The 25,680-nt window shown below is 63.7% G+C and carries 23 protein-coding genes; 8 read left to right on the plus strand and 15 right to left on the minus strand.

Annotated elements, in window-relative coordinates:
* Positions 1–105: 105 nt before the first annotated feature.
* From A7A08_RS12875 to ectA, 6 genes are all read right to left on the minus strand, one after another.
* Positions 106–1,545, minus strand: coding sequence for an aspartate kinase (locus A7A08_RS12875; RefSeq protein WP_069095888.1), 1,440 nt, complete (start codon positions 1,543–1,545; stop codon positions 106–108).
* Positions 1,542–2,414: an ectoine hydroxylase gene (gene thpD, locus A7A08_RS12880; RefSeq protein WP_280948820.1), complete on the minus strand. Its 873-nt coding sequence runs from the start codon at positions 2,412–2,414 to the stop codon at positions 1,542–1,544. The genes A7A08_RS12875 and thpD overlap by 4 nt, the downstream gene beginning before the upstream one ends.
* Before the next feature lie 107 nt (positions 2,415–2,521).
* Positions 2,522–2,929, minus strand: a complete 408-nt coding sequence (locus A7A08_RS12885; RefSeq protein WP_069095890.1) for an ectoine synthase — start codon at positions 2,927–2,929, stop codon at positions 2,522–2,524.
* A 12-nt stretch (positions 2,930–2,941) separates the two neighbouring features.
* On the minus strand, positions 2,942–3,166 hold the full coding sequence (locus A7A08_RS17440) for a hypothetical protein (RefSeq protein ID WP_342586686.1): 225 nt from the start codon (positions 3,164–3,166) through the stop codon (positions 2,942–2,944).
* Positions 3,163–4,245 (minus strand): aspartate aminotransferase family protein, encoded by a 1,083-nt coding sequence (locus A7A08_RS12890; protein ID WP_342586687.1) that lies wholly within the window; start codon positions 4,243–4,245, stop codon positions 3,163–3,165. The genes A7A08_RS17440 and A7A08_RS12890 overlap by 4 nt, the downstream gene beginning before the upstream one ends.
* A 24-nt stretch (positions 4,246–4,269) precedes the next feature.
* Positions 4,270–4,809 (minus strand): diaminobutyrate acetyltransferase, encoded by a 540-nt coding sequence (ectA, locus tag A7A08_RS12895; protein WP_083226769.1) that lies wholly within the window; start codon positions 4,807–4,809, stop codon positions 4,270–4,272.
* A 497-nt stretch (positions 4,810–5,306) separates the two neighbouring features.
* Between ectA and speD the strand changes: the two genes are divergently transcribed.
* From speD to A7A08_RS12910, 3 genes are all read left to right on the plus strand, one after another.
* Positions 5,307–5,771, plus strand: a complete 465-nt coding sequence (speD, locus tag A7A08_RS12900; RefSeq protein ID WP_342586688.1) for an adenosylmethionine decarboxylase — start codon at positions 5,307–5,309, stop codon at positions 5,769–5,771.
* Entirely contained in the window at positions 5,720–6,571 is an 852-nt protein-coding gene (speE, locus tag A7A08_RS12905) for a polyamine aminopropyltransferase (protein ID WP_069095892.1), read from the plus strand. Before speD ends, speE begins: the two co-directional genes overlap by 52 nt.
* A gap of 64 nt (positions 6,572–6,635) precedes the next feature.
* Positions 6,636–7,103 (plus strand): hypothetical protein, encoded by a 468-nt coding sequence (locus A7A08_RS12910; protein WP_069095893.1) that lies wholly within the window; start codon positions 6,636–6,638, stop codon positions 7,101–7,103.
* A 133-nt stretch (positions 7,104–7,236) separates the two neighbouring features.
* Here the strand turns inward: A7A08_RS12910 and A7A08_RS12915 are convergent, their stop codons facing one another.
* From A7A08_RS12915 to egtB, 3 genes are all read right to left on the minus strand, one after another.
* Entirely contained in the window at positions 7,237–8,487 is a 1,251-nt protein-coding gene (locus tag A7A08_RS12915) for a 6-phosphofructokinase (protein ID WP_208430638.1), read from the minus strand.
* 261 nt (positions 8,488–8,748) lie between these two features.
* Complete coding sequence (gene egtD / locus A7A08_RS12920) at positions 8,749–9,762, minus strand: L-histidine N(alpha)-methyltransferase (protein ID WP_083226770.1); 1,014 nt, start codon at positions 9,760–9,762, stop codon at positions 8,749–8,751.
* Positions 9,762–11,069 (minus strand): ergothioneine biosynthesis protein EgtB, encoded by a 1,308-nt coding sequence (gene egtB / locus A7A08_RS12925; protein ID WP_342586689.1) that lies wholly within the window; start codon positions 11,067–11,069, stop codon positions 9,762–9,764. Before egtB ends, egtD begins: the two co-directional genes overlap by 1 nt.
* Positions 11,070–11,231: 162 nt before the next feature.
* Here egtB and A7A08_RS12930 point away from each other — a divergent pair, with 162 nt between their 5' ends.
* Complete coding sequence (locus tag A7A08_RS12930; protein WP_069095895.1) at positions 11,232–11,741, plus strand: MmcB family DNA repair protein; 510 nt, start codon at positions 11,232–11,234, stop codon at positions 11,739–11,741.
* 45 nt (positions 11,742–11,786) lie between these two features.
* Here the strand turns inward: A7A08_RS12930 and A7A08_RS12935 are convergent, their stop codons facing one another.
* Entirely contained in the window at positions 11,787–12,353 is a 567-nt protein-coding gene (locus tag A7A08_RS12935) for an ActR/PrrA/RegA family redox response regulator transcription factor (protein WP_069095896.1), read from the minus strand.
* 204 nt (positions 12,354–12,557) lie between these two features.
* Entirely contained in the window at positions 12,558–13,943 is a 1,386-nt protein-coding gene (locus tag A7A08_RS12940; protein ID WP_083226771.1) for an ActS/PrrB/RegB family redox-sensitive histidine kinase, read from the minus strand.
* A 156-nt stretch (positions 13,944–14,099) separates the two neighbouring features.
* On the opposite strand from A7A08_RS12940, the gene A7A08_RS12945 reads away from it, so the two are divergent.
* From A7A08_RS12945 to A7A08_RS12955, 3 genes are all read left to right on the plus strand, one after another.
* On the plus strand, positions 14,100–14,696 hold the full coding sequence (locus tag A7A08_RS12945; protein WP_069095897.1) for an SCO family protein: 597 nt from the start codon (positions 14,100–14,102) through the stop codon (positions 14,694–14,696).
* A 99-nt stretch (positions 14,697–14,795) separates the two neighbouring features.
* Complete coding sequence (locus tag A7A08_RS12950) at positions 14,796–16,067, plus strand: polyhydroxyalkanoate depolymerase (protein WP_069095898.1); 1,272 nt, start codon at positions 14,796–14,798, stop codon at positions 16,065–16,067.
* 89 nt (positions 16,068–16,156) lie between these two features.
* Positions 16,157–16,996 carry a M48 family metallopeptidase gene (locus A7A08_RS12955; RefSeq protein ID WP_069095899.1) on the plus strand — a complete coding sequence of 280 codons (840 nt, stop codon included), beginning with the start codon at positions 16,157–16,159 and terminating at the stop codon, positions 16,994–16,996.
* Positions 16,997–17,002: 6 nt separating this feature from the next.
* Here the strand turns inward: A7A08_RS12955 and A7A08_RS12960 are convergent, their stop codons facing one another.
* Entirely contained in the window at positions 17,003–18,883 is a 1,881-nt protein-coding gene (locus A7A08_RS12960) for a transglycosylase domain-containing protein (protein WP_069095900.1), read from the minus strand.
* A 296-nt stretch (positions 18,884–19,179) separates the two neighbouring features.
* On the opposite strand from A7A08_RS12960, the gene A7A08_RS12965 reads away from it, so the two are divergent.
* On the plus strand, positions 19,180–20,514 hold the full coding sequence (locus A7A08_RS12965; protein ID WP_069095901.1) for an NAD(P)/FAD-dependent oxidoreductase: 1,335 nt from the start codon (positions 19,180–19,182) through the stop codon (positions 20,512–20,514).
* A gap of 106 nt (positions 20,515–20,620) precedes the next feature.
* Here A7A08_RS12965 and gyrB read toward each other — a convergent pair whose 3' ends face one another.
* The 3 genes from gyrB to dnaN all read right to left on the minus strand — a co-directional run bounded on the left by gyrB (position 20,621) and on the right by dnaN (position 25,443).
* Positions 20,621–23,050 carry a DNA topoisomerase (ATP-hydrolyzing) subunit B gene (gyrB, locus tag A7A08_RS12970; protein WP_069095902.1) on the minus strand — a complete coding sequence of 810 codons (2,430 nt, stop codon included), beginning with the start codon at positions 23,048–23,050 and terminating at the stop codon, positions 20,621–20,623.
* Between the two features lie 66 nt (positions 23,051–23,116).
* A complete protein-coding gene (gene recF, locus A7A08_RS12975) occupies positions 23,117–24,328 on the minus strand; it encodes a DNA replication/repair protein RecF (protein WP_083226773.1) in 1,212 nt (403 codons plus the stop codon).
* Positions 24,325–25,443 (minus strand): DNA polymerase III subunit beta, encoded by a 1,119-nt coding sequence (dnaN, locus tag A7A08_RS12980; RefSeq protein WP_069095903.1) that lies wholly within the window; start codon positions 25,441–25,443, stop codon positions 24,325–24,327. Before dnaN ends, recF begins: the two co-directional genes overlap by 4 nt.
* Positions 25,444–25,680: the final 237 nt, after the last annotated feature.

Here is a 25,680-nt window from a genome sequence, read left to right on the forward strand (position 1 = left end):
CATTGCGCCCAGCATGGACGCCAGGAGGGGGCGAGCGCAAATCGGGGGGATGAGCGGCGTCGGGACGCCCGCACGAAGATCGCGAAAAGAGTGGTCGCGAGGGTCCTAGGCCGCTTCCTGCTTCCCGCCGATATCGCCTTCTTCGATCAAGGCATTGTGCAGGGTGCGCACGGCGCCGTCGTAGTCGGCAGGATCGAGGATGAACTGCACGTCCACGTTCCGGATCTGATACTGCAGCGCCATCACGTCGATATCGGCCTTGAGAAGCACGTCCAGGGCGCGCGGCACCAGGCCGGGCCCGCCGAGATCGCTACCGATCACCGAGACCATGCAGATCGGCTGCGAGGTGATGGCCGCGCCGGGATAGCGCTCCTCCAAATCGGAGATCACGCGGTTGACCGTCGCGTTGTCTGTGGAGAGATAGTGGGTGATCGTGTTGGCGTTGGAGCATTTGCTGACAATCCAGGCCTTGTGGCGGGTCAGCTCCTCCAGGATCGCCGCGTCGTAGCCCTTCTCGCCGACCATGTCTTGCTCGAAGAACTGCAGCGCCAGCATCGAGCGGACGCCGGCGATGATTTCCACCTTTGGCTTATCCGAAACGTAGTCGCCCTGGATGAGGGTGCCCTCGTCCTCGCGGTCGAAGGTGTTCTGCACCCGCAAGGGGATATCGGCCTGGCGAAGGCCGCGTCCCGCGCGGGGATGGATCGCCTCCATGCCGAGATTGGCGAGCTGATCGGCGACATCGTAATTGGTGCGGCCGATCTTCTGGGCCTTGTCTTCGCCCACCAGCTTCGGGTCTGCGCTGGAAAGATGGAATTCCTTATGGATGATCGCTTCGCGCGCATCCGTGAGCACAGCGACGCGGGAGAATGTCATCTCCGAATAGCCCCGGGCGTACCGGCTGACCATGCCGCCTTCGCATCCGGCATAACCGGTGACGATGGGAAGCTGTGTGGTGAGATCGATGTCATCCAGCGATTTCAGGATGCGCTGGTCCAGGGTCAGGGCCTCCCTGTCATGCCAGCCCGTCAGGTCCACGAAAACCGCGTTCACGTCGCGGTCCCGGAGCAGCAGAGCTGTGCAGTAGGCGCTATGGGCCTCGCCGATGCCGGCCAGCATCTCCTGCATAGTGTTGAGCTGCTCGGTCAGCCGGAAGCGGCCATGGGAACGGAGCCTGTCGAGATCGTCGAGACAGGCTCTGGCCCCGTCGATCCGCTCGTTGACGAAGCGGTCCGCCTCGATCAGCCGCTCGGGTCTTGCGAACATTTCGGCGTTCCGGGCGTGCATGGCATTGCGGACATTCTCCAGGGCTTCCCGCCAGGGATGCTCCCGGTCGTTCTTCGCGAATGCTGAATGAACCCCCGGCTCGCCGGTTTTCTTGTTCTTCAGAAGAAGGTTCGTCATGCCGGCATATGCCGATACGACGAAGATCCTGTTGTACAGATCCTGACCCTTTCGACCTGCGATCAGCACATTGTCGAAGACCGTCTGGGTGGCGGAAATGGAAGTCCCGCCGATTTTCTCGACGCTATGCTGTCCTGTCATGCAGCCTGCTCCGTTAGTCGACCCGCGATGGGGTAAATAGGGTGAACCTCGCGCGCAGCCAGATAGCCCGGCCGGGTACGGCTGGCGGCAAACGGTTCGACGAGTTGGTTTGAGACCGCATTATACACGAAGAACGCATTTGCCCGAGGGTAGGGCGTAATATTGCCGTTGGACCCGTGCATCGTGTTGCAATCGAATATGACGACCGTACCGGGGCCGCCGGTCGGCGCGTCGATGCCGTTCTCATCAGCCAGCTGGATCAAAGTCGGTTTGTCGGGCACGCCCACATGCTGGCTTTTGAGGGAAGATTTGTGGTGATCCTCCGGCGTCTCGCCGACGCAGGAGATGAAAATCCGCTGGGAGCCCGGGATCAGCATCAATGGTCCGTTCTGCGGACCGTTCTCCGCAAGCAGCACGGACATGGACAGCGCGCGCATGCGCGGCATGCCGTCCTCGGCGTGCCATGTCTCGAAATCGGAGTGCCAGTAGAACTCCTTGCCCTCGAAGCCAGGCTTATAGTTCAGCCGCGACTGGTGCACATACACCTGGTCGTCCAGCAGGAACTGAGCGATACCAGCGAGCCGCTCGTCGGCCGCGAGCCGGCCCATGACCGGGTTCTGGGCATGGATATCGAAAATCGAACGGACCTCATGGCGGTTCGCTTCCGTGACTACGGTTTCACGAGCGAGATGATCGGGATTGGCGAGCACCCGATCCATCTCCGCCTGCAGTAGCGCCACCTCGTCCGCCGAGAACCAATTCTTCAGGACGAGATAGCCGTCACGATCGAAATTTGTCGCCTGCTCCTCTGTCAGTGGAGCAGATGCATCCCATTCGCCGTGCAGAACGGGATCGACGCGCGGCAGCACCGCAGGTTCCGCCGCGCAGCGGGATCGGTAATTGTCTCTCATGACACTTCTCCCTTTGTGCAGTGGATGGTTGAGATTGATCGGCGAGTCAGGCTTTCAAGGAAGCCTTAAGAGGCGGTTGCCTCCTCTTCGTCGAGATCGGCGGGATAGGCGCCGTTCTCGTCATGCACTTCCCGCCCGGAAACCGGCGGGTTGAAGACGCATGCACAGATGATGTCGGTCTCGGGCCGCAGGATGTGATCGTCGTGGTTGTTCAGCGCGTACATCGTGCCGGGCTCGAGCTTGTGGGTCTCGCCCGTGCCGAGATCCTCGATCGTGCCCGTCCCCTCGATCACGTAAACCGTCTCCAGATGGTTGGTGTAGTGCAGGTTGAGCTCGGCGCCTGCATAGAGGGTCGTGATGTGGAAGGAGAAGCCCATGCCGTCCTTCTTCAGCTGCATCCGGGCGCTCTCCCACCCGTCGCTCTTCACATTGGCGTCGGATGCGCGAATGTCGGCAAGCTTACGAACTAACATAAATAACCCTCTTTACTCTGCTGCGACCTTGACCGGACCGCCGAGCACCTCGTCGACGCTCTCCTCGATGATGTCGAGGCCGGTCTTCAGATTGTCGTCGTCGATCACCAGCGCCACGAGGATCTTGACCACCTCGCTGTCGGCGCCGCTCGTCTCGATGATCAGCCCACGCTCGAAGCATTTCTGCGTCACAGCGCCTGCGATCTCGCCGTTCTCCATGGCGACGCCGCGCATCATGCCGCGGCCCCGGGTCTCCAGACCGTGCTTTTTGGCGATCGCTCCATACGGTCCTTCATGATCTTGTCCCGGCGCTGAACGTCCTTGGCCAGCTTGTCGTCGCTCCAAAATTCCTTGAGCGCGGCCGTTGCCGTGACGAAGGCATGGTTGTTGCCGCGGAACGTGCCGTTGTGCTCCGCCGGCGACCAGATATCGAGCTCCGGCTTGATCAACGCCACCGCGAAGGGCAGGCCGTAGCCGGAAAGCGACTTCGCCTGAGTGACGATATCGGGCTTGATGCCGGCTTCCTCGAAGCTGAAGAAGGTGCCCATACGGCCGCAGCCGGCCTGGATGTCGTCCAGGATCAAGAGCGCGCCGTGCTTCTTGGCGATGTCCGCGATCTTGCGCAGCCACGCGTTGGAGCAGGCGTTCAGCCCGCCTTCGCCCTGCACCGTCTCCAGGATGATGGCGGCGGGTTTGTCGAGCCCGCTGGACGGATCGGACAGCCGTTGATCGAGCTGGTCGGCCGTGTCGACGTCGGGACCGAAATAACCGTCATACGGCTCGTGCGACACGTCGCTCAGCGATACGCCGGCGCCGGCGCGCTTCTTCACGTTGCCCGTCGCGGCGAGTGCGCCGAGGGTCATGCCGTGGAAGCCGTTGGTGAAAGCGATGATCTGGGTGCGCTCGGTGACCTTGCGCGCCAACTTGATCGCAGCCTCGACCGCATTGGTGCCGGTCGGGCCGGTGAACATCACGCGGTAATCCATGTCGCGCGGCTTGAGGATCGTCTTCTCGAACGTCGTCAAAAACTCGGCCTTGGCCTTGGTGTGGAGGTCCATGGCGTGAGCCACGCCGTCGCGCTCGATATATTCGAGCAGCGCCTTCTTCAGCACCGGATGGTTATGGCCGTAGTTCAGCGAAGAGCAGCCTGCCAGGAAGTCCAAATAGCGGCCACCCTGCTCGTCATACATCCAGACGTCCTGCGCCTTGTCGAATTCGCGCGGGATGGCGCGCGAATAGCTGCGAACGATAGATTCGCGGCGCTCGTAAATCTCGGTATCGGGTTTGTCGGGGCTGGGGGTCGGTGTGTCGGTCATCGCGGTGGTCCTTTGCCTCGTCGCTTAAGTCTTCAGCGGGCCGATCGTAGCCTGCCATTCGGTATCGTGCTTTCCGGCGAAATGCTTCTCGCGCTCGAAGAGCGGATCCTTGGTCAAGGTCATGCCGTGCCTCTTGGCGAAGCCGCCGAACATGCCCCAGGAGGCATCGTTGTCCTCTGTGACCGTCGTGATCAGCGCGGTGCAGCCGCGTACGGCGGGGCGCGAAACGAGTTCGCTCAGCATCCGGCCCCCAAGACCTTCGCCGCGTGCGGTTTTGGAAACCGCAACTTGCCAGACGAAGATCTGATCCGGATTGCTCGGGGGCCTGTATCCGGAAATCCAACCCACCAACTCACCGTCTCGTTCCGCGACCACGCAGGTGTCGGCGAAATGGCTGCATTGGAGGAGGTTGCAATATGCGGAATTTGTGTCCAGCGGCGGGCAGTTGGCGATCAGATCAGTGACGTCAGGCCCATCTTCCGGGCGCGGTGTGCGGAACTGGATCTCCCCCTTGGAGGAGGCGTCCCTCTCTGTGCGACCGTCATCCGCGCGGCCAGCATCCACCGATCTGAAATCGCTGATGATTCCTCTCCCAAATATGCAAACGCCAGAATTAACAAAGCATCCGTTTCAAGTGTTGGGCATTAGATACTCAAGCCGCCGGATGATTTCAACCGCGCGGCCTGCCGCCGCAGGCCCCTTGCGAGCATAAAAGAGGCAGAAATCTGCCGAAATTCGGGCGGCACGCCCCGGGAATCCCTGTCTATTCTCCGTTGGCAAACAAGGGGTAAACCGAAATCCACGAGTGCCGATTTTCATCCGTCCCTATGCTCGGAATAAGCCGCGCAGAACCTATATCCTGGGCGTCCGAAAACTCCGGACCGGGGTGATCCAAAATTCACTTGCAACGCCCTGGGCGATCTGCGAAGAGCGCGCTCCTGTCTGATTATGGACATCTGCTGGTTGGGGAGGACGCCTTGTCGGGCAACCCGTCTGATGACGCCCTCTTCCAATTGGGGATGGACTTGGATCCTCGTTCAAGCACCGCCCAAACGGAAGAAATGCATACGCCTTGCGCCGTCGACTCGGCGCAGGAAGCGAGAGACTTTTTCTGCGAACAGGATGGCGTGCGCTTCGCGGGCACCCACCTGATCGTCGATCTGATCGGTGCGGAGCGGATCGACGATCTGCAGCATGTCGAAGACACGCTGCGCCATTGTGTCGAGGCCGCGAGAGCGACGCTTCTGCACATCCATCTGCACCATTTCACACCGAATGGCGGCATCTCCGGCGTGGCCGTGCTGGCGGAATCCCATATTTCGATCCACAGCTGGCCCGAATACGGCTATGCGGCGCTCGACGTCTTCATGTGCGGGGCCACCGATCCCCACCGTGCCGTCGACGTGCTCCGCTTCGCCTTCTCGCCGGAGCAGGTGATCGTGAACGAGATTTTGCGCGGTAAGGAAATGTTCCGATGGACGAATGGGTCGAAGAAACCCTCCATCCCGGCGTCCGTTTCGGCCTGAAGGCCGAGCGGATCGTCTTCGACAGCCGGACCGACCACCAGCATCTCGTCATTTTCGAGCATGGCCGGTTCGGCACAGTGATGACCTTGGACGGCGTCGTCCAGCTCACCACGGCCGACGAGTTCGTCTATCACGAGATGATCACCCATCTGCCGCTGCTGGCCCATGGCCGGGCGGAGAATGTGCTCATCATCGGCGGCGGCGACGGGGGCGCCTTGCGCGAGACCCTGAAGCACCGCGCCCTGCAGAAGGTCACGCTTTGCGAGATCGATCGCGGGGTCATCGATCTCTGCAGCGAATATTTCCCGAAGGTCTCCGACGGCGCCTTCGACGATCCCCGCGCCGAGATCGTCATCGCCGACGGCACGAAATTCGTTGCCGAGACCGACCGGCGCTTCGACGTCATCATCGTCGATTCCACCGATCCGATCGGGCCAGGCGCCGTGCTCTTCACGCCGGAGTTCTACGCCGGCTGCAAGCGCTGCCTGACCGATGGCGGCATTCTGGTGACTCAGAATGGCGTGCCGTTCATGCAGGGGCCGGAGCTCACCGGCAGCGTTAAGGCGTTCCGGCGTCTGTTTCGCGATGCCTCGGCCTATCTCGCCTCGACGCCCACCTATATCGGCGGACCCATGTCCTATGGCTGGGCCACGGACAATCTCGCGCTGCGGCGCCTGAGCCGGGACGTCATTGCCACCCGCTATCAGGAAGCCGGGCTGAATACGCTCTATTATAATCCCGAGGTCCACACCGCGGCCTTCGCCCTGCCAGGCTATGTGCGGGATCTGATCGACGCGTAAGAAGCGCCTATTGCGGCTGCCGCGTGCTAGTCTTCTCCGGCTCAACCCGGTGGAGACCCCGCGTATGCTCAAGCCCTCGATGCCCAGGATCTTCGGTTTTCTCGCAGTGTTGCTGATTGCGGCTCCGGCCTTCGCGCTGCCGACGCCTCTCAGCGAAGAGGAACTGACCGAGAAAAGCGACCTCGTTGCCTTGATCGAGGTGCTTTCCGTCACCTCCGTGGGCGCGCTCCCCGACATGCAAACCCGCCAGGCCCTGCAGTTCTACTATGCGAAAGCGAAGGTGCTGGAGGTGAAGAAGGGCGACGTGAAGCCGGGCACCGAGATCACCATCGAGTTCCGGGAAGTGCCGGAGGATACCGTCGGTCGCTGGGAGGTCTCCTACTATGCCGGCGAGGAGCTCTGGACCTATCTCAAGGCGCGCGGCGAGAACTATCGGGCGACCTATTGGAATGCGCGGGGCAAGCAGGTCCGCCCGGCGGTCAGCAACAAGCTTCCCGCCCAGCCGGGCCAGACCATCAGCGCCGAACAGTAGGCCTGCAGCGCGGGCCGCAAAACACAACGCCCGTCATCCCGGCGCAAGCCGGGATCCAACAAACGGCTAAGAGCTGCGGGCTGGATGCCGGCTTTCGCCGGCATGACGCCACGAGCGGTACGTCGAACTCTGCCTAGAGCCTGCCGAAGCGCGGAAGCTCGCCCACGAGCGGTTCGCAATAGTCGTAGAAGGCTTCGGTCACGTCGTTGCTGCCGGAGATGAACTCCGCCGGCATGTGGCGCGTATGGCGCGCGACGTTGGAGAGATTGGTCTGGGAGCAGGCGCTGCGATAGCCCGTTCCGTTGCCGCTTCTGACCAGGATCACCGAGGCGTGGCTCTCGCCCTTTGCCGCAAGCTCCGCCGCGTGGCGCCCGACGGCGCGCGCCTCTTCCGCATCGACCGTAGACGGCACGGGCCAGCAGCGCTGCAGATAGCCGAACGTGTCGGCCCTCACCCGCGGCGCCTTTCCGCCCTCCGGCGTCAGCCCCTTCTTCACCAGATCCGAAAGACCGTCGCCCAGCGCACCCGTGCCCGAAAGCTGGATATTGCCGTGGGCGTCGCGCTCGGCGTTGGCGGCGAGCTGCGGTCCAATCTCCTCGCCCTTCTCGTTGCAGATGCCCTCGCTCACCGCGATCTGGCAGCGGCCGAGCCGGGAATAGACCGCATCGACATCGGCCAGGAAGCGCTCCGTGGAGAAGGGGACCTCGGGCAGGTAGATCAGATGAGCGGCATGATAGCGCGACGGCTCCTCTGCTTCGCGGCTCTCGCCGCGGGCCAGCGCCGCGGCAGCGGTCAGGAATCCCGCGTGGCGCCCCATGATGACATTGATCTTGATCCCATCGAGGCTGGCGTTGTCCATGGAATCGCCCATGAACGCCATGGTCACGAACCGCGCCGCCGACGGGAATCCCGGCGTGTGGTCGTTCTCCTTCAGATCGTTGTCGATGGTTTTCGGCACGTGGAAGCAACGCATCTCGTAGCCGGCCTCGGCGGCTTTCTCGCTCACGATGCGGCACGTATCGGCGGAATCGTTGCCGCCGATATAGAAGAAGTAGCGGATGTCGTGGCGCTTGCAGCCTTCCAGGATGCGCTCGCAATAGGCCTCGTCCGGCTTGTCCCGGGTCGAGCCCAGCGCGGAGGAGGGCGCCCGCGCGATCGCCTCCAGCTTGGCCTGATCCATGGCGGAGAGGTCGACCAGCCCGTCATCCCCTTCGGCGATCAGCCCTCGCACGCCGTGGCGCATGCCGAGGATCTTCTTCACTTGGCCTGAGCCGACGAGGCCGGCTTTCAGCCCCTCGATCACGCCGACCAAGGATTGATTGATCACCGCCGTCGGTCCGCCCGACTGGCCGATCGCCGCATTTCCGGAAATCAGGTCCGCCACGAAAATCCCCCGTGCATCCGCAAGGTCCAAAAGAGCCGAGACAATGCCCGGCAGGAGCGCGGGAGGCAAGACGGTCGCGGCGGTTGTTGCCTCGTCCTTCGAGACGGCGCGCTCCCGCGCCCCTCAGGACGAGGAGTTGCGCCAAGGTGATGGGCGCGTGCTGGCAGGACGGAAGTGGAGGCAGGCCTCAACGTGCACCCTCATGGAAAGGGCGAGCGAATCTCGTATCTCGACGAGAGGCCCGGAGCTTCTGCCCTGGCACTACCCCGGCAGGCGCAGCAGGTGCAGGCTGAACAGCGCCCCGTCGTCCACCCAGAGCGCCGCATGCCGCCAGCCCGCATCGGTTGCCAGCAGGCGGAATTCGGGCAGGGTATATTTGTGAGAGTTCTCGGTGTGGAGCCGCTCGCCGGCTTCGAAGTCGAACCGCTCGCCCAGCACGCTGACCCGCTGCCGGGCCTGGCTGACGAGATGCATCTCCACCCGGCCGTGCTCTGAATTGAAGACGGCATCGTGCTCGAACTGATCGAGATCGAAAGTCCCCTCCAACTCACGGTTGATCCGCTTCAAGAGATTGAGATTGAATTCCGCCGTCACGCCCTTCGCGTCGTTATAGGCCGGCAGCAGGATATCCAGTGGCTTCTTCAGATCGACCCCGATCAGGAATGCCGAACCCGGACCGAGGGATTTCGCCGCGTTGGCCAGGAACTTTCGCGCTTCCGGCTTGGTCAGATTGCCGATGGTCGAGCCCGAGAAAAAGCCCAGCTTGAACGTCCCGGACAGGCTTTCAGGCAGATCCACCGGCCTGGTGAAGTCGGCCACCAGCGGCTGGATCTTCAGTCCAGGAAACTGCACGTCCAGCGCCTCTTTTGCCTGAGCGAGACAGGTCGCCTCGATATCCATCGGCACGTAGGTCTTCAGAGCGTCGAGCGCCTCGATCAACAGCACCGTCTTGCGGCTCGATCCGGAGCCGAACTCCACGAGCGCTTCCGCACGCCCGATCTGCTCCGACATATCCTCACCGTACCGCTCCAGGATCGCGATCTCGGTGCGGGTCGGATAGTACTCGTCGAGATCGGTGATTTCCTCGAACAGCTCAGAGCCTCGCGCGTCGTAGAGAAAGCGCGAAGGAATGGCCTTGTCCTCCAGGGAGAGCCCCTCGAGCACGGCCTCGGCGAACTCCGTCAGCTCCGGCGGCAGGCCGCCGCTCGCGAGCCGGTCGCGCCGCGTCTTCCCTGTGGAGGTCTTGGCGGTCGCTTCTTTCGAATAGCTGTTCATTAGATGTCTGCCGCAAGCCGGAGGCCGGTGAACTGCCAGCGTTGGAAGGGATAGAAGAAGTTTCGGTAGGTCTTGCGGATATGGCCTTCCGGCGTCGCACAGGACCCGCCTTTCAGGACGAACTGATTGCACATGAACTTGCCGTTATATTCGCCGACCGCGCCGACGGCGGGTTTGAAGCCCGGATAAGGCAGATAGGCGCTCGCCGTCCATTCCCAGACATCGCCATACATCTGCTGCAGGCCGTTCGCCTTCGGATCGGCAGGCATCGGCCGCAGGTGATCGGCGCCGAGCGTCCGGCCCTTCACGGGCAGGTCTTCAGCGGCGAGCTCCCATTCGAACTCGCTCGGCAGGCGCTTGCCCGCCCAGCGGGCGAAGGCGTCCGCTTCGAAGAAGCTGATATGGGTTACAGGCGCGGCAGGATCGACCGGGCGGTAGCCGAGCAGCGTCATCTGCATGAAGCCGCCTTCAGCCTCGTCCCAGTAGAGCGGTCCCTTCCAGCCCTTGCGGCTCACACGGGACCAGCCGTCGGACAGCCAGAGCGTCGAGGTCTCGTAGCCGCCATCCTCTATGAAGGCGATCCACTCCTTGTTGGTGATGCAGCGATTGGCCAGCTTGAAGGGACGGATCAGCTCTTCGTGGCGCGGCCCTTCGTTGTCGTAGAAGAACCCGTCACCGCCGTGACCGAATTCGTGGATGCCGCCGTCGAAAGACGTCCATGTCAGCTCGCCCGGCGCATCGGCCGCGACGCCCATCTTGGCCTCGCGATAGGCCGGCTTCAGCGGCTCGTCCGAGAACAGCGCCAGGATATCCGTCAGCAGCAGCTCCTGATGCTGCTGCTCGTGATTGATGCCGAGCTCGACGAGCGCGAGGGCCTCGTCCGACAGATCCACGTCGGTGAACATCCGCTCCAGCGCCTCGTCCACGTAGGCGCGATAGCTGCGGACTTCGGCGGCCGAAGGTCGTGTCATCAGCCCGCGCTTATCCCGCGGTTGCCGCTCGCCCACCGTGTCGTAGTAGGAATTGAAACAGTATTCGAACTTTTCGTCATAGACGCGATAGCCGGGCAGGAACGAGCGCAGCACGAAGGCTTCGAAGAACCAGGTGATATGGGCGAGATGCCACTTGGTCGGGCTCGCATCCGGGTTCGCCTGGACGACCTGATCCTCGTCGCTCAACGGCGCGGCCAGGTCGAGAGACACCCGTCTGGTCTCCATCAACCGGCGGAAGAGCTGATCGTTTTCGGGGGTGGTTTGATCTTTGGCCTGGGTCTGGGGTCCGGCCGGAACCGCTTCGCTGATGCTCAATCTTGCCTCCTTGCCCATCCCCCGTCGAAAAGCCTAACAAGGGCAGGCGCACATCTCCAAGAAATGTTGTGCGCCGCGGTATCGTTCCCGCATTGCTTGTCCGAATATTGGGACGGTGCCGCTAACATGGGAATCACACCTGCGTGAGGTTGGATCGGCGAGATGCTGAAGGACTCTCTGGCACAGCAAAAGGATGTTCCAGCACAGGAGGATGACGATCCCGTCCTGTGCCCGGACGGGCGCCAGTCACCGGCCGCGGCGGCGCTTCAACGCGGAGTCTGCCGCACCTTGCGCGCCTACGGTCACTCGGTCGTTACCGAGTTGACGCTGTCGGGAGGGCGGCGTGCCGATGTGGTGGGGCTATCGCCGTCGGGCGATATCTGGATCGTCGAGATCAAGTCCTGCCTCGCCGACTACCAAGCCGACGGCAAATGGGAGGAGTATCACGACCACTGCGACCGTCTCTATTTCGCCGTGGCGCCCGACTTCCCCCACGAGATCATTCCGGACCATGCCGGTCTTATCCTCGCCGACCGGTTCGGTGCGGAGATCATGCGGGAGCCGGGCGAGATTCGGCTCACCGCTTCACGGCGCAAGGCCATGACCCTGTGCTTCGCGCGCGCAGCCGCGCTCAGGCTTCAAAGAGCCATCGATCCGTTTTGCGGAGAATAGATCGCGCGTCCGGCGGACCGGACGCGCCGCAATGATGGCGCAAACCTATTTGGGCGCGCGCTTGGCCAGGATCCGCTGCAACGTCCGGCGGTGCATGTTGAGCCTGCGCGCCGTCTCCGAGACATTGCGGTTGCAAAGCTCGTAGACCCGCTGGATGTGCTCCCAGCGCACCCGGTCCGCAGACATCGGGTTCTCCGGCGGCGGTGCTTTCGCATCCTTGGCGATCAATGCATTGTAGACATCGTCCGCATCGGCCGGCTTGGCGAGATAGTCCACCGCGCCCAGCTTCACCGCGTTCACGGCGGTGGCGATATTGCCGTAGCCGGTCAAAACCACGGCCCGTGCTCCCGGCCGGATATCGGCGAGGGCGGCGATCACGTCCAGGCCGTTTCCATCGTCCAGGCGCATGTCCACCACGGCAAAGGCCGGGGGACGCTTGCGCAGGGCGGTCAGCCCCTCTTCGACGGTCGGAGCAATCTCCACCTCGAAGCCGCGAGTCTCCATGGCGCGCGCCAGGCGCGCGAGAAACGCCCGATCGTCATCGACGATCAGGAGCGTTTTGTCCTGCTGCCCACTCTGCGGCAACGAGACGTCGATAGGTTGAGCATCCATGATCCTAACTTTCTATCGGCCGGGCCGGTCATGCTCCACTTTAAAACCCTTATAAGGTAAAACGGCCCCTCGAGAGGCTGAGCATCCACCGCATCCGTAAATCGCTCTAGATATGCACTTAAAATAGGCTCCCGAGCGCTAGAATCCAAATCCCAATGGTTAACGCCGGTTGTGTGTGAGCAGCCTTGGGTGCGCCGCGAGAGCCTAGTCGAAGCTCGACCAGACACGCTCGAACCGGTCCCGCGGCCATACCACGGTCACCACGGCGCCGCCGGGGGAGGCCGAGCGGTTGGCGAGCTCGAGCCGCGCGCCCGATCGCTCCAGCAGCGTCTTGGCGATGAAGAAGCCAAGCCCCATGCCGATATGCTCGTCCGGCGCTTCCTCGCCCCAGCTCTGGCTGGGCCGCGTCGTCACGAAGGGCTCGCCCAGCTGCTCAAGCACATCGGGCGGGAAGCCGGTGCCGTCATCGGCGATGACGATACGCACCTCGTTTTCGTTCCAGGTCGCCGTCGCCTCGACACGGTTCGCGGCGAAATCGATAGCGTTCTCGATGAGATTGCCGAGTCCATAAAGCACGCCGGGATTGCGCTGCATAACCGGCTCCTGCATGGCGCGGCTGCCGGGGTCTAGACCGGCGGCTGGCCCGGTCGTCACGTCGATCGGCACGGAGACCAGGCGGTGCGGCTCAACCACATCTTCCATCAGGTGGCTCACCGTCATCCGCGAGACGATGAGATCGTTCTGTTCGGCCTTGGCAGCCAACTGCCCCAGGATCTCCCGGCAGCGCTCGGCCTGGTCGCGCAGCAGCTGCAGATCCTCGTAATGGGGATTTTCCGCTGATGCGTCCCGCAGCAACTCCTTGGTGACCACGGAGATCGTCGCCAGCGGCGTTCCGAGGCCGTGGGCTGCGGCGGCGGCCAGCCCGTCCAGGGCCGAAAGCCGCTGCTCGCGCGCCAGCACCATCTCCGCGGCGGCGAGCGCCTCGGCCATACGCCGCCCTTCCTCGGCGGTCCGCCAGGAATAGAAGCCGATGAACAGCAGGCCGGAGACCACCGTCGCCCAGATCCCCAACACATAGAAGAAGGGCAGCGCCAGCACCGAACCGGCGAACCACGGCAGCGGATAGTGCACCCAGATCAGCACCGTCGCCAGGACCACGGCGAGAAGGCCGAGGCTGAGCGTTACCCGGGGGGGCTGGGTGGCTGCCGAGACGGTCACCGGCGCCACCAGCAGGAAGGCGAACGGATTCTCCATGCCGCCGGTCAGGTAGAGCAGGACCGCCAGCTGCAGGATATCGAACCCCAGCATGAGCAGGGCGAAGAAGCTCGGCAGCCGCTGGCTTGCCGGATAGCGCAGCCGGAGCATGACGTTGAGCCAGGCGGACGCCGCGATGGCGATGAGCGCAGGCACGATGGGCAGGTCCAGTCCGAGGACCCAGTAGCTCCCGATCACCGTGAAGCTCTGCCCCATGACCGCGAGCCAGCGCAGCCGCACCATCGTCTGGAGACGCAGGCGCGTCTGTCCCCGCTGCAGCCATTCGGGCACGCTGGGGCGTGGCTCTGTGGGAATTTGATCTTCCGTGACGGTCATGGTGACTTGGGCATAATTCGGCCCGCGCCGCGCCGCAAGCCTAAGCCCCCCTTAGCGTAACCGTTTCTCCCTGCTAAAAGGGCGCTCCGAGTTCGGGGCCGCGCCGATGTCGCAGTCCCCTATCTCCCCGCGAAACGCCAAACTATATGGTTCGCCATGCGCCGCCTCATCACCGTCGTCGTCATCGCTTTCTGCCTCGGAGCCGTCATCGGCCTGGGCGTCCTCATCGCCACCCAACCGAGCGGTCCGCGCACCGAGACCTCCGGTACCGCATTGATCGGCGGCCCGTTCACCCTGACCAATCAGGATGGGAAGCAGGTCACGGAGAAGGATTTCCGTGGCAAGCACATGTTGGTCTTTTTCGGCTTCACCCACTGCCCGGACATCTGCCCGGCGGAGCTCCAGGTCATTGCTGAAGCGCTGGACGACCTGGGCGATAAGGCGGAAGAGGTCGTCCCGGTCTTCGTCACCGTCGACCCGGCGCGCGATACCCCCGAGGCCCTAAAGGAATATCTGTCGAACTTCGGAGACCGGTTCGTCGGGCTGACGGGATCGGATAAGGAGATCGCCAAGGTGGCGAAGGAATATCGAGTGACCTATCAGGTCCATAAGGAAAAGCCTGACGACGAGAATTACAACGTCGACCACAGCGCCATCGTCTATCTGATGGGGCCGGACGGAAGCTATGTCGACCATTTCAGCTACGGAACCGCCCCCGACAAGATGGCCGAAGGACTGAAACGCTACCTTTAGCCGCGCTGGCAAACCCCTCCGCCGCCACGATTTAATGTTGCAATGCAGCGTAGCCACCCCATTTCCATTGTGCGGTGCGGCATAAATCCTGAGGTCACGATGCTCTATCATCTCTACGAACTCAATCATGCGGCGTTGAGCCCGGCACGTGCCCTGGCCGACGGGTTCCGATTGCTGTTCAAGCATCCGCTGAACCCGGCCTCTCATACCCCCCTCGGCCGCACGGCGGCGGCCAGCCTGGAGCTGTTTGAGCGTACGACCCGCCGATACCGCAAGCCGGCCTGGGGCCTCGACGAGGTGACCGTCGATGGCAAGCAGGTTCCCGTGCGTGAGCGCACCCTGATTTCCAAGCCGTTCTGCAATCTCGTCCATTTCGAGCGGGATCTGTCAGGCATGCGCCGGCGCGATCCGAAGGTGCTGATCGTCGCGCCGATGGCCGGGCATTTCCCGACCCTCCTGCGGGGCACCGTCAAGGCCATGCTGGCCGATCACGACGTCTACGTCACCGAGTGGCAGGATGCGCGCAACGTCCCCCTCGCGGCGGGCGCGTTCGATCTCGACGACTATATCGACTACATCATTGAATTTTGCCGCTTTTTCGCTGGCGACGTCCATCTGATGGCGGTCTGCCAGCCCGTCGTTCCGGTCTTCGCCGCCATCTCCCTTATGGAGCAGTCGCGCGAACGCGCCGTGCCCCATTCGATGATCCTGATGGCCGGACCGATCGATGCGCGCGAGAGCCCCACCGCGGTCAACTGCTTCGCGCTCGACCGGGGGCTCGAGTGGTTCCGCCGTAACGTGATCACCCAGGTTCCCTGGCCTCATCCGGGCATGATGCGCTTAGTTTATCCCGGATTTCTGCAGCTTTCCGGCTTCATGGGCATGAATCTGGACCGCCATATCACCGCCCATCAGGACCTCTTCCAGCATCTCGTCCAGGGCGACGGGGATTCGGCCGAGAAGCATCGTGACTTCTACGACGAGTTCCTTGCGGTGATGGATCTGACGGCGGAGTTCTATCTGCAGACCATCGACGAGGTCTTCCTCCGCCACACCCTGCCTCAGGGGCAGATGACCCATGACGGCGTCGCTGTCGATCCCAGCAAGATCGAGCGCGTGGCCCTGATGACCGTTGAGGGCGAAAAGGACGATATCGCCGGCATCGGGCAGACCTCGGCGGCCCACAAGCTCGCCTCCAAGCTGCCGGAGAACATGCGCGAGCATTACCTCCAGCTGGGGGTGGGACATTACGGCGTCTTCAACGGCTCCCGCTATCGTGACGAAATCGTGCCGCGAATTACCGATTTTATCGCCATGCATAATCGCGGCGAGAACCGATTTTCGCGCGCTTTCGGCAATCTGATCGGCTGAGCCGACAATCCGAATAAGCCGTCATCGGGCTGTGGTATTCTAGGGGGATAGCCGCCCGATTCGAGGCGGTTTGTGTAGGGAGTCTGCCTATGCTCAAGCGGCTGAAGCCTGGCCGAAAGGAAACAATCGAGCTGAATATCAAGGGGTTGGGCGTTCCGATCCTGATGCGGCGCAGCCCCCGCGCGCGCCGGTTCAGCTTGCAGGTTTCCGAAGCCAAGCGCGGCGCTGTGCTCACCGTCCCTGCCTATTCCTCCTTCGCCGACGCCGACGAATTTCTGTCCCGCCATCTGGACTGGTTGAAGGAGCGTCTGGCGGGCCTTTCGGAGCCGGTTCCCTTCACCGACGGTGCGGTCGTGCCCTTGCGCGGCTACGCGCATCAGATCCGTTTCGCCGGCCCCGTGCGCCGTCGCGGCGTGGCCTGGATCGATGCCGAGGACAGCATCGATCTGCCGGCCTGGCCCGAAGCCGCCGCCCAAAGTGCGGAGAATCTCCCGAAGCTTTGCGTTTCGGGCGAGCCAGAGCACGCTCCGCGCCGCCTCCTGGACTGGCTGAAGCGCCAGGCCCAGCATGATCTCAAGGATGAGGTGGGCTATCAGGCCGAACGCATGGGTCTTGAGCCCAAGCGCATCTTCGTGCGCGATCAGACCACTCGTTGGGGCTCCTGCTCGACCTCCGGCGCACTCTCCTTCTCATGGCGCCTCATCCTGGCGCCGGGCTTCGTGCTGGAATATCTCGTGGTCCACGAGGTCGCCCATCTCGCCCATATGAACCACGGGCCGCGCTTCTGGAAGCTGGTGGAGAAGACCATGCCGGATTACGAGCGGGCACAGAAATGGCTCCGCGAGCATGGCGCGAGCCTGCATCGCTACGGCGCGGACGACATGATCGCCGGCGGCGCAGGCCAATCCCCCAAAGGCAGCATCGAATAGGCGGCTCTAACCGCCGAACATTCCGAGCATCCGCTTCAGCCAGGCCGAGCCTTGGTCCGCGGCGCGCTTGCCCATCTCGATCGGGCTCGTCGAGGCGGTGATTCCGGGCGAATAGGTGCCGGGCAGGCTGTAGGGATGTTTGTCCGCATGGGCCGCCAGCATCACATCGTGCCAGACCTCGGCCGGGATCGTCCCGCCGGTGACCTTCTTCATGGGCGTGTTGTCGTCGTTGCCGATCCAGACCCCCGCCACGTAATGGGCCGTGTAGCCCACGAACCAGGCATCCTTCGAGCCCTGGGTGGTGCCGGTCTTGCCGCCGGCCACATGCTGGGGAATGCCCGCCCTGCGGCCCGTGCCGCTCACCACGACCGCATTCATCATATCGTTCATGGCGCCGAGCTGACGCCGTCCGATGGCCGGTGCTGCGGGTGAAGCCTGCCAGCGATAGAGCACCTGTCCGTCGGCGTCACGGATCTCCTCGATCACATGGGTCTGGGCCCGCATACCGCCATTGGCGAAGGGGGCATAGGCCGACGTGAGCTCGAGAAGGCTTACTTCCGAGGTGCCGAGCGCCAGGGACATTTCGTTGCCGAGCTTGGATTCGATGCCCATCCGCTGCGCGGTCTGAATGACCCGCGCCGGGCCGACTTGCCGGATCAGCTTCACCGCGACCGAGTTGAGGGACTTCTCGAGCCCGGTCCGCAGCGTGACCTCCCCATAATACTTGGAGTGGTAGTTCTTGGGGTTCCAGCCAGCCAGGGAGACCGGCGAGTCGATGGCGACGGAATCCGGCGTATAGCCCGCCTCCATGGCCGCGAGATAGACGAAGGGCTTGAATGAAGAGCCCGGCTGGCGTTTCGCCTTCACGGCACGGTTATAGGGGCTCGTCTGATAGGAGCGGCCGCCGACCAGCGCCTTGACCGCGCCATCGGTTCCGAGCACGACAACGGCGCCTTCATGAGCTCCGCCTTCGCCGCCTTCGGCATCCAGCCGCTTCTGCAGGGTCTGCTGAGCCGATTTCTGGACCGCCGGCTCGATGCTCGTGGTGACGATCAGATCGCCGTGCTTTTCGCCCACGAACTCCGGCAGCAGCTCAGCAACCCAATCGACGATATAGGGATAGCCCGTCTGGTCGCCCTGGGCGCGCAGGCCGAGCGGCTGGCTCGCGGCGCGCTTGGCTTCGCCTTCCGTGATGAAGCCGGCCGCGACCATGTTGTCGAGAACGACCTCCAGACGAGAGTTCGCCAGCTTCCGGCTGCGCGTCGGGGAATACGTGGACGGAGCCTTTAGGAGCCCGGCGAGCATGGCCGATTCGGGCAGGTCGAGATCCGTCGCGGACTTGCCGAAATAGCGTCGCGAGGCCGCTTCCACGCCATAGGCGCCGCCACCGAAATAGACCCGGTTCAGATAGAGCTCCATGATCTGGTTCTTGTCGAACCGGCGCTCCAGCCAGATCGCGTAGACCATCTCCTCGATCTTGCGTTCGATGGTCCGGTCCGGCTTCAAGAATAGGTTCTTTGCGAGCTGCTGGGTAATGGTCGAGCCGCCCTCGACGAAGGCGCCCGCCATGATGTCCACCACGGCCGCGCGCATCAGACCGAGCGGGTCCACCCCGAAATGGCTGTAGAAGCGCCTGTCTTCCGTGGCGATCACGGCTTCGATCAGATGGGGCGGCAGATCCTCGACACGGACATGGCCGCGGCGAAGGCCACGCTCGGCCATTCTCGTCCCGTCGGAGGCGAGCACCTGAACATTCGGCGGCCGGTCGTCAAGGGTGAGCAGGACCGGGTCGGGCAACTTGGAGGTGAGGTGGATGGCGTAGAGGCCGAAGGCGATCGCGGCCACCACGCCCGCGAGCATGGTGAAGCGGAAAACCCGGCCCAGCACCGGCGTTTTCTGCTGTTTGCGACGGCGCCCGCCGCTGCCCTTGCGCCGCGGCGAGGTACCCCGTTTTGGGCTCTTGCGCCGCCCCTCGAAGGAGGGTTCGATGCGTCCGTCGCTCGCAGCTCTACCTGCGGGCCGTCGCTTGCGCCCGTTGCTCATAAATCACGCCCCGCCAATGGCTGCTTCAAACCGCCCGCAAATTCGCCTTAACCATAGGTTTGGCGCGTTGCTATCGGGTTAAGGTCGGGAGCCATTGGGAGCCGAATCGAAACCGCAATCCTCCAAACGAAGCTGAACTCATGTCACCGCCCGTTTCCCGCATCGTCACCGAAGACCAGCTGCCCGAGCGCGCCGATATCGCCATCATTGGCGGCGGCATCATCGGCTGCTCCGCCGCCTACTACCTTGCGCGTCGGGGGCTCTCGGTCGTGCTGGTGGAGAAGGGGCATGTCGCCGGCGAGCAATCGAGCCGCAACTGGGGTTGGGTCCGCCAGCAGGGGCGGGCCGAGGCGGAGATGGCGCTTTCCCGGGAATCCTTGCGTCTGTGGGGCGAGCTTCAGGAAGAGAGCCCCAAGGATCTCGGCTTCCGCCCCGCAGGCGTCCTCTACGTCACCGAGACCGAAGACGACATGGAGCGGTGGCGCAAATGGCAGCAGACCGCCCGTAAATATCAGATCGAGAGCCGGATGCTTGACGCGGACTCCGCCCGTGAGCTGACACCGGGCTGCACGATTCCATGGATCGGCGGGCTCTATACGGAGAATGATGGCCGCGCCGAGCCGGCGCTTGCAGCACCGGCGATTGCCGAGTTGGCGCGGGAGAAAGGCGCTGTCATCCTGCAGCGCTGCGCCGCCCGCGGCCTTCAGCTGGAGCGGGGCCGGGTGGCCGGCCTTGTCACCGAGAAGGGCACCGTGAAGACGGAAAAGGTGATCTGTGCCGGCGGGGCATGGGCAGCCTTGTTCTGCCGCCGCCACGGACTGAAGGTCCCGATCCTCGGCGTGCGGGCCACGGCCATGCGCACCAAGGAAGCCCCGGAGGTTACCCAGGGCATGATCGGCACCGCGCCGTTCTGCATCCGCCGCCGTACCGATGGCGGCTACACCCTGGCGAAGCGCAGCCCGTTGCGGTTCGACCTGACCCCCGAAGCCTTCCGCCATATGGCAGCCTTCTGGCCCGCCTTCCTGAAGGAGGGCAGCAAGATGAAGATCCGCTTCGGCCGCGCCTTCTTCGAAGCCTGGGCCCGGCCCAAGGATTGGCCTCTCGACCGGCCGTCGCCCTTCGAGACGGAAAGCGTTCGGGTCACCGACCCCGACCCGGATCCCGAACCCCTCCGTCTGGCGATTCAAAATTTGCGCGACGCCTATCCGGAGCTCTCCGGCATCGAGATGGCTGAAAGCTGGGCCGGGTTGATCGATGCTTCGCCCGACGCGATTCCCGTCATCTCCGACGTGGATGCCATCCCCGGCTTCTACCTCGCGGCCGGCTCCAGCGGTCACGGCTTTGGCACGGGCCCCGCCGCCGGTCACTTGATCGGCGATATCGCGCTCGGCGAGGAGCCCATCGTGGACCCGTACCCCTTCCGCTTTTCGCGCATGGTGGACGGCACGACCTTGGTGCCCGAGACGGGTTTTTAAGGCAGGGCGCTCGTCGAAAACTGGGCCGTCATCCCTGCGAATGCAGGGATCCAGTAGCCAACGTCTCCACGAAAAATCGCAGCGGGGGCTCGATAGACGGATAGCCCTAGATATCCAGGTTCGCCACCTGGAGTGCGTTCTCCTGGATGAACTCGCGCCGCGGCTCCACGACGTCGCCCATGAGCCGGGAGAAGATCTCGTCCGCCTCGTCCAGCTCTCCGAGCTTCACCTGAAGCATGGTGCGGCTATCGAGATCGAGGGTCGTCTCCCAGAGCTGCTCCGGGTTCATCTCGCCCAGACCCTTGTAGCGCTGCAAGGACAGACCTTTCCGGCCCGTGGTCATCACGGAATCCAGAAGCTCGCTCGGTCCGTGCACGGCCAGGCTCGAATCCTTCCGGCGCAGCGTGCCCGGCCGGCTGTAGATCTCCTGGAGATGCGGCGCGTATTGATCGAGCCGGCGCGCATCGGCCGAGGCGATGAACGGCCCGTCGATGAGATGGGACTCCATCACGCCGCGCAGTTCGCGCCAGAACCGCAAGCCGCCTTCCGGCAGCGCCTCACCCTCCCAGCCGCGCTCGGTCTCCTCGGCCAGCGTATCCAGCCGCTTGGCGACATAGGCTGCCGCATCTTGGGCTTGGGCCTGATCCTTCAGCACGCCTGGCGACAGCGCCCCGGCGATCGCCGCCTGCTCGATGATGAAGCGGGGATAGCGGCTATGCAGCCCGGCGAGCAGATTGGTGACGCTGCGCGCCTTCTCGACGATATCGCGCAGATCGGCGCCGGCGTGTTCCGCGCCTTCGCCTGTCACCAGCACCGTCTCGTCCAGACCCTGATTGATCAGATAGTCGGTGAGCGCCGCCTCGTCCTTGAGATAGTGCTCCGACTGGCCGCGCTTCACCTTATAGAGCGGCGGCTGGGCGATATAGAGATGCCCGTTCTCAACGAGCTCCCGCATCTGCCGGTAGAAGAAGGTCAGCAGCAGGGTGCGGATATGGGCGCCGTCCACGTCGGCGTCCGTCATGATGATGATCTTGTGGTAGCGCAGCTTCTCGACGTTGAAGTCGTCCCGCCCGATGCCGGTGCCGAGCGCCGTGATCAGGGTTCCGATCTCCTGGCTGGAAAGCATCCGGTCGAAGCGCGCGCGCTCCACGTTGAGGATCTTGCCCCGCAGGGGAAGCACGGCCTGGAACGCCCGGTCGCGCGCCTGCTTGGCGCTGCCGCCGGCGGAGTCGCCCTCCACCAGGAACAGCTCCGACTTTGCGGGGTCGCGCTCCTGGCAATCCGCCAGCTTGCCCGGAAGCGAAGCGATGTCGAGCGCGCCCTTGCGCCGGGTGAGGTCGCGGGCCTTGCGAGCCGCTTCGCGCGCCGCTGCCGCTTCCACGATCTTCTGCACGATCACCTTCGCCTCGCTCGGGTTCTCCTCGAACCATTGCGACAGAGCGTCGGCGACCACGCTCTCCACCACGGGGCGGACCTCCGAGGAGACGAGCTTGTCTTTGGTCTGGCTTGAGAATTTCGGATCCGGCACCTTCACCGACAGCACGCAGGTCAGCCCCTCGCGGGCATCGTCGCCGGTCAGCGAAACCTTCTCCTTCTTCGCGATGCCGGACTCGGCCGCGTAGGTGTTCACGGTCCGGGTCAACGCGGCGCGGAAGCCGGCCAGATGGGTGCCGCCATCCCGCTGCGGGATGTTGTTGGTGAAGCACAGCACGTTCTCGTGATAGCTGTCGTTCCACCAGAGCGAGGCTTCCACCGACATCATGTCCTGCTCTTTGGAGACCATCAGCGGCTCCGAGAGAAGTGGATGCTTCGTGCGGTCGAGGAACTTCACGAAGGCAGCCAGGCCGCCCTCGTAGTTCATCTCTTCCGTCTTCGGCTCCACGCCCCGATGATCGGACAGCACGATCCGCACCCCGGAGTTCAGGAAGGCGAGCTCCCGCAGGCGATGCTCCAAGGTGGCGTAATCGAAATCCACCATGGTGAAGGTGTCTTGGGACGGGGTGAAGGTGATCCGCGTGCCTGTCTTGCCCTCCGACGGGCCAACCGCTTCAAGGGGCTGCTGTGCGTCGCCATGGGCGAAGCGCATGAAGTGCTCCTTGCCGTCCCGCCAGATGGTGAGCTCCAGCTCCGACGACAGGGCGTTCACCACGGAGACGCCCACCCCGTGGAGACCGCCGGACACCTTGTAGGAATTCTGGTCGAACTTACCGCCCGCGTGAAGCTGGGTCATGATGACCTCGGCCGCCGAGGTGCCCTCGCCATGCATCTCCGTCGGGATGCCGCGCCCGTTATCCTCCACGGTCACCGACCCTTCCGGGTTCAGGGTGACGTGGATTTCGTCGCAATATCCCGCCAACGCCTCGTCGATGGCGTTGTCGACCACCTCGTAGACCATGTGGTGCAGGCCCGAGCCGTCATCGGTGTCGCCGATATACATGCCCGGCCGTTTGCGCACGGCATCCAGCCCCTTCAGCACCTTGATCGATTGGGCGCCGTATTCGGGAATCGGGGGGGTCTCGTCGGTGGATTTATCCATTCGGAACCTGGGTTCGTTGTGAGGATTGGAAGCGTGCCAGGGCGGGGTCGTCGAATCCCTGGTTGTTCAGTCCGATATTGTACCGCAGTTCACGCCAAAAATCTGCGCTTTCGGTGTCATCGAAGCGAAAACGGAGGCTTCCGTTCCGGTCATCCAAGCCTGGGCTCCAAGCCTGAAAATCTCCGAAAAAAGCGCTTCCCGGCGGGTTGCGTCGAGATGGGCCGCTACCTCGTCCAGAAGGATCAACGGCGCGGCGCCGTCGAGTTCGGTGATGAGGGCCGCCTGAGACAGGATCAGGCCCAGCAGCAGGGCCTTCTGCTCTCCGGATGAGCAAATCTCCGCCGGCCGCTCCGAAGGCCCGTGAGAGACCACTAAATCGCTCCTATGGGGCCCTTCAAGGGTCCGCTGTGCCGCGCGATCCCGCTCTCGGGTGACGGCCAGGCGCTCCCTGTAGGCGTCCTCCACCTCGACGGCCGAGCCGTCCATCAGATCGGCCTCCAAGGTGCCGGCGAGGGCCAGCGATGCCCAGGGGAAGAGCCCCTGCATCAGACTTTCCTTCGACGCCTCGATCAGAGCCGCGAGCCGCGAGACCGCATCCAGACGGGCGGCGGCGATCGCCGTGCCCGTCTCCGCCATCTGCTCCTCGAGCCCTGCAAACAGGGATGGCGAGCCTTCATGCAGCTGGAATAGGCGGTTCCGCTGCCGCATGGCCCGTTCGAACCGGGCCCGGGGCGTGCGCATCTTCGGGTCCACGGCCAGCATCAGGCGGTCGAGAAAGCGTCGGCGCTCGGAAGCTGGGCCGGTGAAGAGTCCGTCCATGGCCGGGATCAGCCAGACCACCTTCACGTGATTGGCGAGCGCGTTGGAGGATGACTCCTTACCGGCGATCCGTACGTTGCGCGAGGCGCGGTCCTCGTCACCCGCAAGGCCGAAGCCCGTGCCCAGTGGCACCGTCTCGCCGCCGCTTGCCACCTTTCCGGCGATGGCCCAGCCGCCGCGCCCTCCATGGCGGGCAAGCTCCTTATAGGGACGGCTGCGCAGGCCCTGGCCGGCGCCCAAAAGCGAAACCGCTTCCAGCAGGCTCGTCTTGCCGGCGCCGTTATCGCCCACCAGCACGACGGGCCGCCCATCCAGATTGAGGCGGGCGGATGCGAAATTCCTGAAATCCGTCAGGGTCAGCTGCTCGACGAACAGCCGTTGCGCGCGATTATGGTCGGAGCCGCCGTTCGGAGACCCGCTTGTGGGGGGATGCTCGTTCGCTATCGGTCTCGCGGTCATACCCGCATCGGCATCAGCACATAGAGCAGAGAGGGGTCGTCGCCGTCCCTCACCACCGTCGGCGAACCCGGATCGGCGAAGATATATTCCGCCGTGCCGCTCTCCAGCTGCTCTGCGATATCGAGCAGATAGCGCGCGTTGAAGCCGATCTCCAGGCTGTCGGAGTCGTAATCGATGGGCAGCTCTTCCGTCGCGCTGCCGCTATCGGGATTGTTCACCGAAAGCACCAGCTTGTTGGGCGCGATGGCGAGCTTCACCGCCCGGCCCTTGTCGCTGGAGAGCGTCGAGACGCGGTCAACCGCCTTGGCGAACGCGATATTGTCGACCTCCATCTCCTTGTCGTTGCCTTGCGGGATCACCCGCTCGTAATCGGGGAACGTCCCGTCGATCAGCTTGGAGGTCAGGACAGAGGTCTTGGTGGTCGCCCGGATCTTGGAGGAGGACAGCTCGATCTTGACCTCACCGTCGGCATCCTCGGTCAGCCGGTGCAGATCCGCCACCGCCTTGCGTGGCACGATCACCCCGGGCATCCCGCTGGCGCCGGAAGGCAAGGGCAGCTCCATCTGCGCCAGCCGATGGCCGTCAGTCGCTACGGCCCGCAGGGTGCCGGCGCCCTCGTTCTCCACCGCATGAAGATAGATGCCGTTCAGATAGTAGCGCGTCTCTTCCGTGGAGATCGCAAAGCGCGTCTTCTCGATCAGCTTCCGCAGATCCTTCGCCGGAACCGAGAAGGAATGCGAAAGGTCCTCCACGCTCAGCGCCGGGAAATCCTCCGCCGACAGGGTCTGCAGCGAAAACCGCGCAGGTCCGCAGGAGATATTCAAGCGGGCCGCCTCGCCGTCGAGGGACAGCACGATATCCGTCCCGTCGGGAAGCTTCCGCACCACGTCGTGGAACATATGGGCCGGCACCGTGGTGGTGCCTTCCGTCTTGGTCTGGCACGGCACGGTCTCGACGATCTCCATGTCGAGATCCGTCGCCGTCAGCCCCATCTCCCCGGCCTTCGTCTCGATCCGGACGTTGGAGAGGATCGGGATCGTGTTCCGCCTTTCGACCACGCTCGCCACATGGGCCAGGGCCTTCACCAGCCCCGCTTTTTCAATGGTCAGCTCCATGATCCCGCTCGACTCCTGAATGCTTGTCGAAATGCCTGCCGCGTTCTCGCCCGGTCTCCCGCCGGCGGCGTCGAAGCCGCTATCGGTTAGCCGTTAGGCTTCCGTCCCTACGGGCGAGGCGTGCGTGAAAAAATTCGTAGAACGCGCGTCCAGAACTTGCCGCGAGAGGCGCCGATTTGCAAGCGAAAGGGCGGGATTCCGGCTCCTCGCCGAAACCCCGCCATGGCCTCCGTGAAG

It is taken from the genome of Methyloligella halotolerans (genome assembly GCF_001708935.1).
GTDB lineage: Bacteria > Pseudomonadota > Alphaproteobacteria > Rhizobiales > Methyloligellaceae > Methyloligella > Methyloligella halotolerans.

Bases quoted from the DNA above. Each gene is read 5' to 3' on its own strand.
- A7A08_RS12875 (WP_069095888.1), bottom strand. From the start codon at position 1,545: ATGACAGGACAGCATAGCGTCGAGAAAATCGGCGGGACTTCCATTTCC.
- A7A08_RS12885 (WP_069095890.1), bottom strand. From the start codon at position 2,929: ATGTTAGTTCGTAAGCTTGCCGACATTCGCGCATCCGACGCCAATGTG.
- A7A08_RS17440 (WP_342586686.1), bottom strand. From the start codon at position 3,166: ATGATGCGCGGCGTCGCCATGGAGAACGGCGAGATCGCAGGCGCTGTG.
- A7A08_RS12890 (WP_342586687.1), bottom strand. From the start codon at position 4,245: ATGACCGACACACCGACCCCCAGCCCCGACAAACCCGATACCGAGATT.
- speD (WP_342586688.1), top strand. From the start codon at position 5,307: ATGCATACGCCTTGCGCCGTCGACTCGGCGCAGGAAGCGAGAGACTTT.
- speE (WP_069095892.1), top strand. From the start codon at position 5,720: ATGGACGAATGGGTCGAAGAAACCCTCCATCCCGGCGTCCGTTTCGGC.
- A7A08_RS12910 (WP_069095893.1), top strand. From the start codon at position 6,636: ATGCTCAAGCCCTCGATGCCCAGGATCTTCGGTTTTCTCGCAGTGTTG.
- egtD (WP_083226770.1), bottom strand. From the start codon at position 9,762: ATGAACAGCTATTCGAAAGAAGCGACCGCCAAGACCTCCACAGGGAAG.
- A7A08_RS12930 (WP_069095895.1), top strand. From the start codon at position 11,232: ATGCTGAAGGACTCTCTGGCACAGCAAAAGGATGTTCCAGCACAGGAG.
- A7A08_RS12935 (WP_069095896.1), bottom strand. From the start codon at position 12,353: ATGGATGCTCAACCTATCGACGTCTCGTTGCCGCAGAGTGGGCAGCAG.
- A7A08_RS12940 (WP_083226771.1), bottom strand. From the start codon at position 13,943: ATGACCGTCACGGAAGATCAAATTCCCACAGAGCCACGCCCCAGCGTG.
- A7A08_RS12945 (WP_069095897.1), top strand. From the start codon at position 14,100: ATGCGCCGCCTCATCACCGTCGTCGTCATCGCTTTCTGCCTCGGAGCC.
- A7A08_RS12950 (WP_069095898.1), top strand. From the start codon at position 14,796: ATGCTCTATCATCTCTACGAACTCAATCATGCGGCGTTGAGCCCGGCA.
- A7A08_RS12955 (WP_069095899.1), top strand. From the start codon at position 16,157: ATGCTCAAGCGGCTGAAGCCTGGCCGAAAGGAAACAATCGAGCTGAAT.
- A7A08_RS12965 (WP_069095901.1), top strand. From the start codon at position 19,180: ATGTCACCGCCCGTTTCCCGCATCGTCACCGAAGACCAGCTGCCCGAG.
- gyrB (WP_069095902.1), bottom strand. From the start codon at position 23,050: ATGGATAAATCCACCGACGAGACCCCCCCGATTCCCGAATACGGCGCC.
- recF (WP_083226773.1), bottom strand. From the start codon at position 24,328: ATGACCGCGAGACCGATAGCGAACGAGCATCCCCCCACAAGCGGGTCT.
- dnaN (WP_069095903.1), bottom strand. From the start codon at position 25,443: ATGGAGCTGACCATTGAAAAAGCGGGGCTGGTGAAGGCCCTGGCCCAT.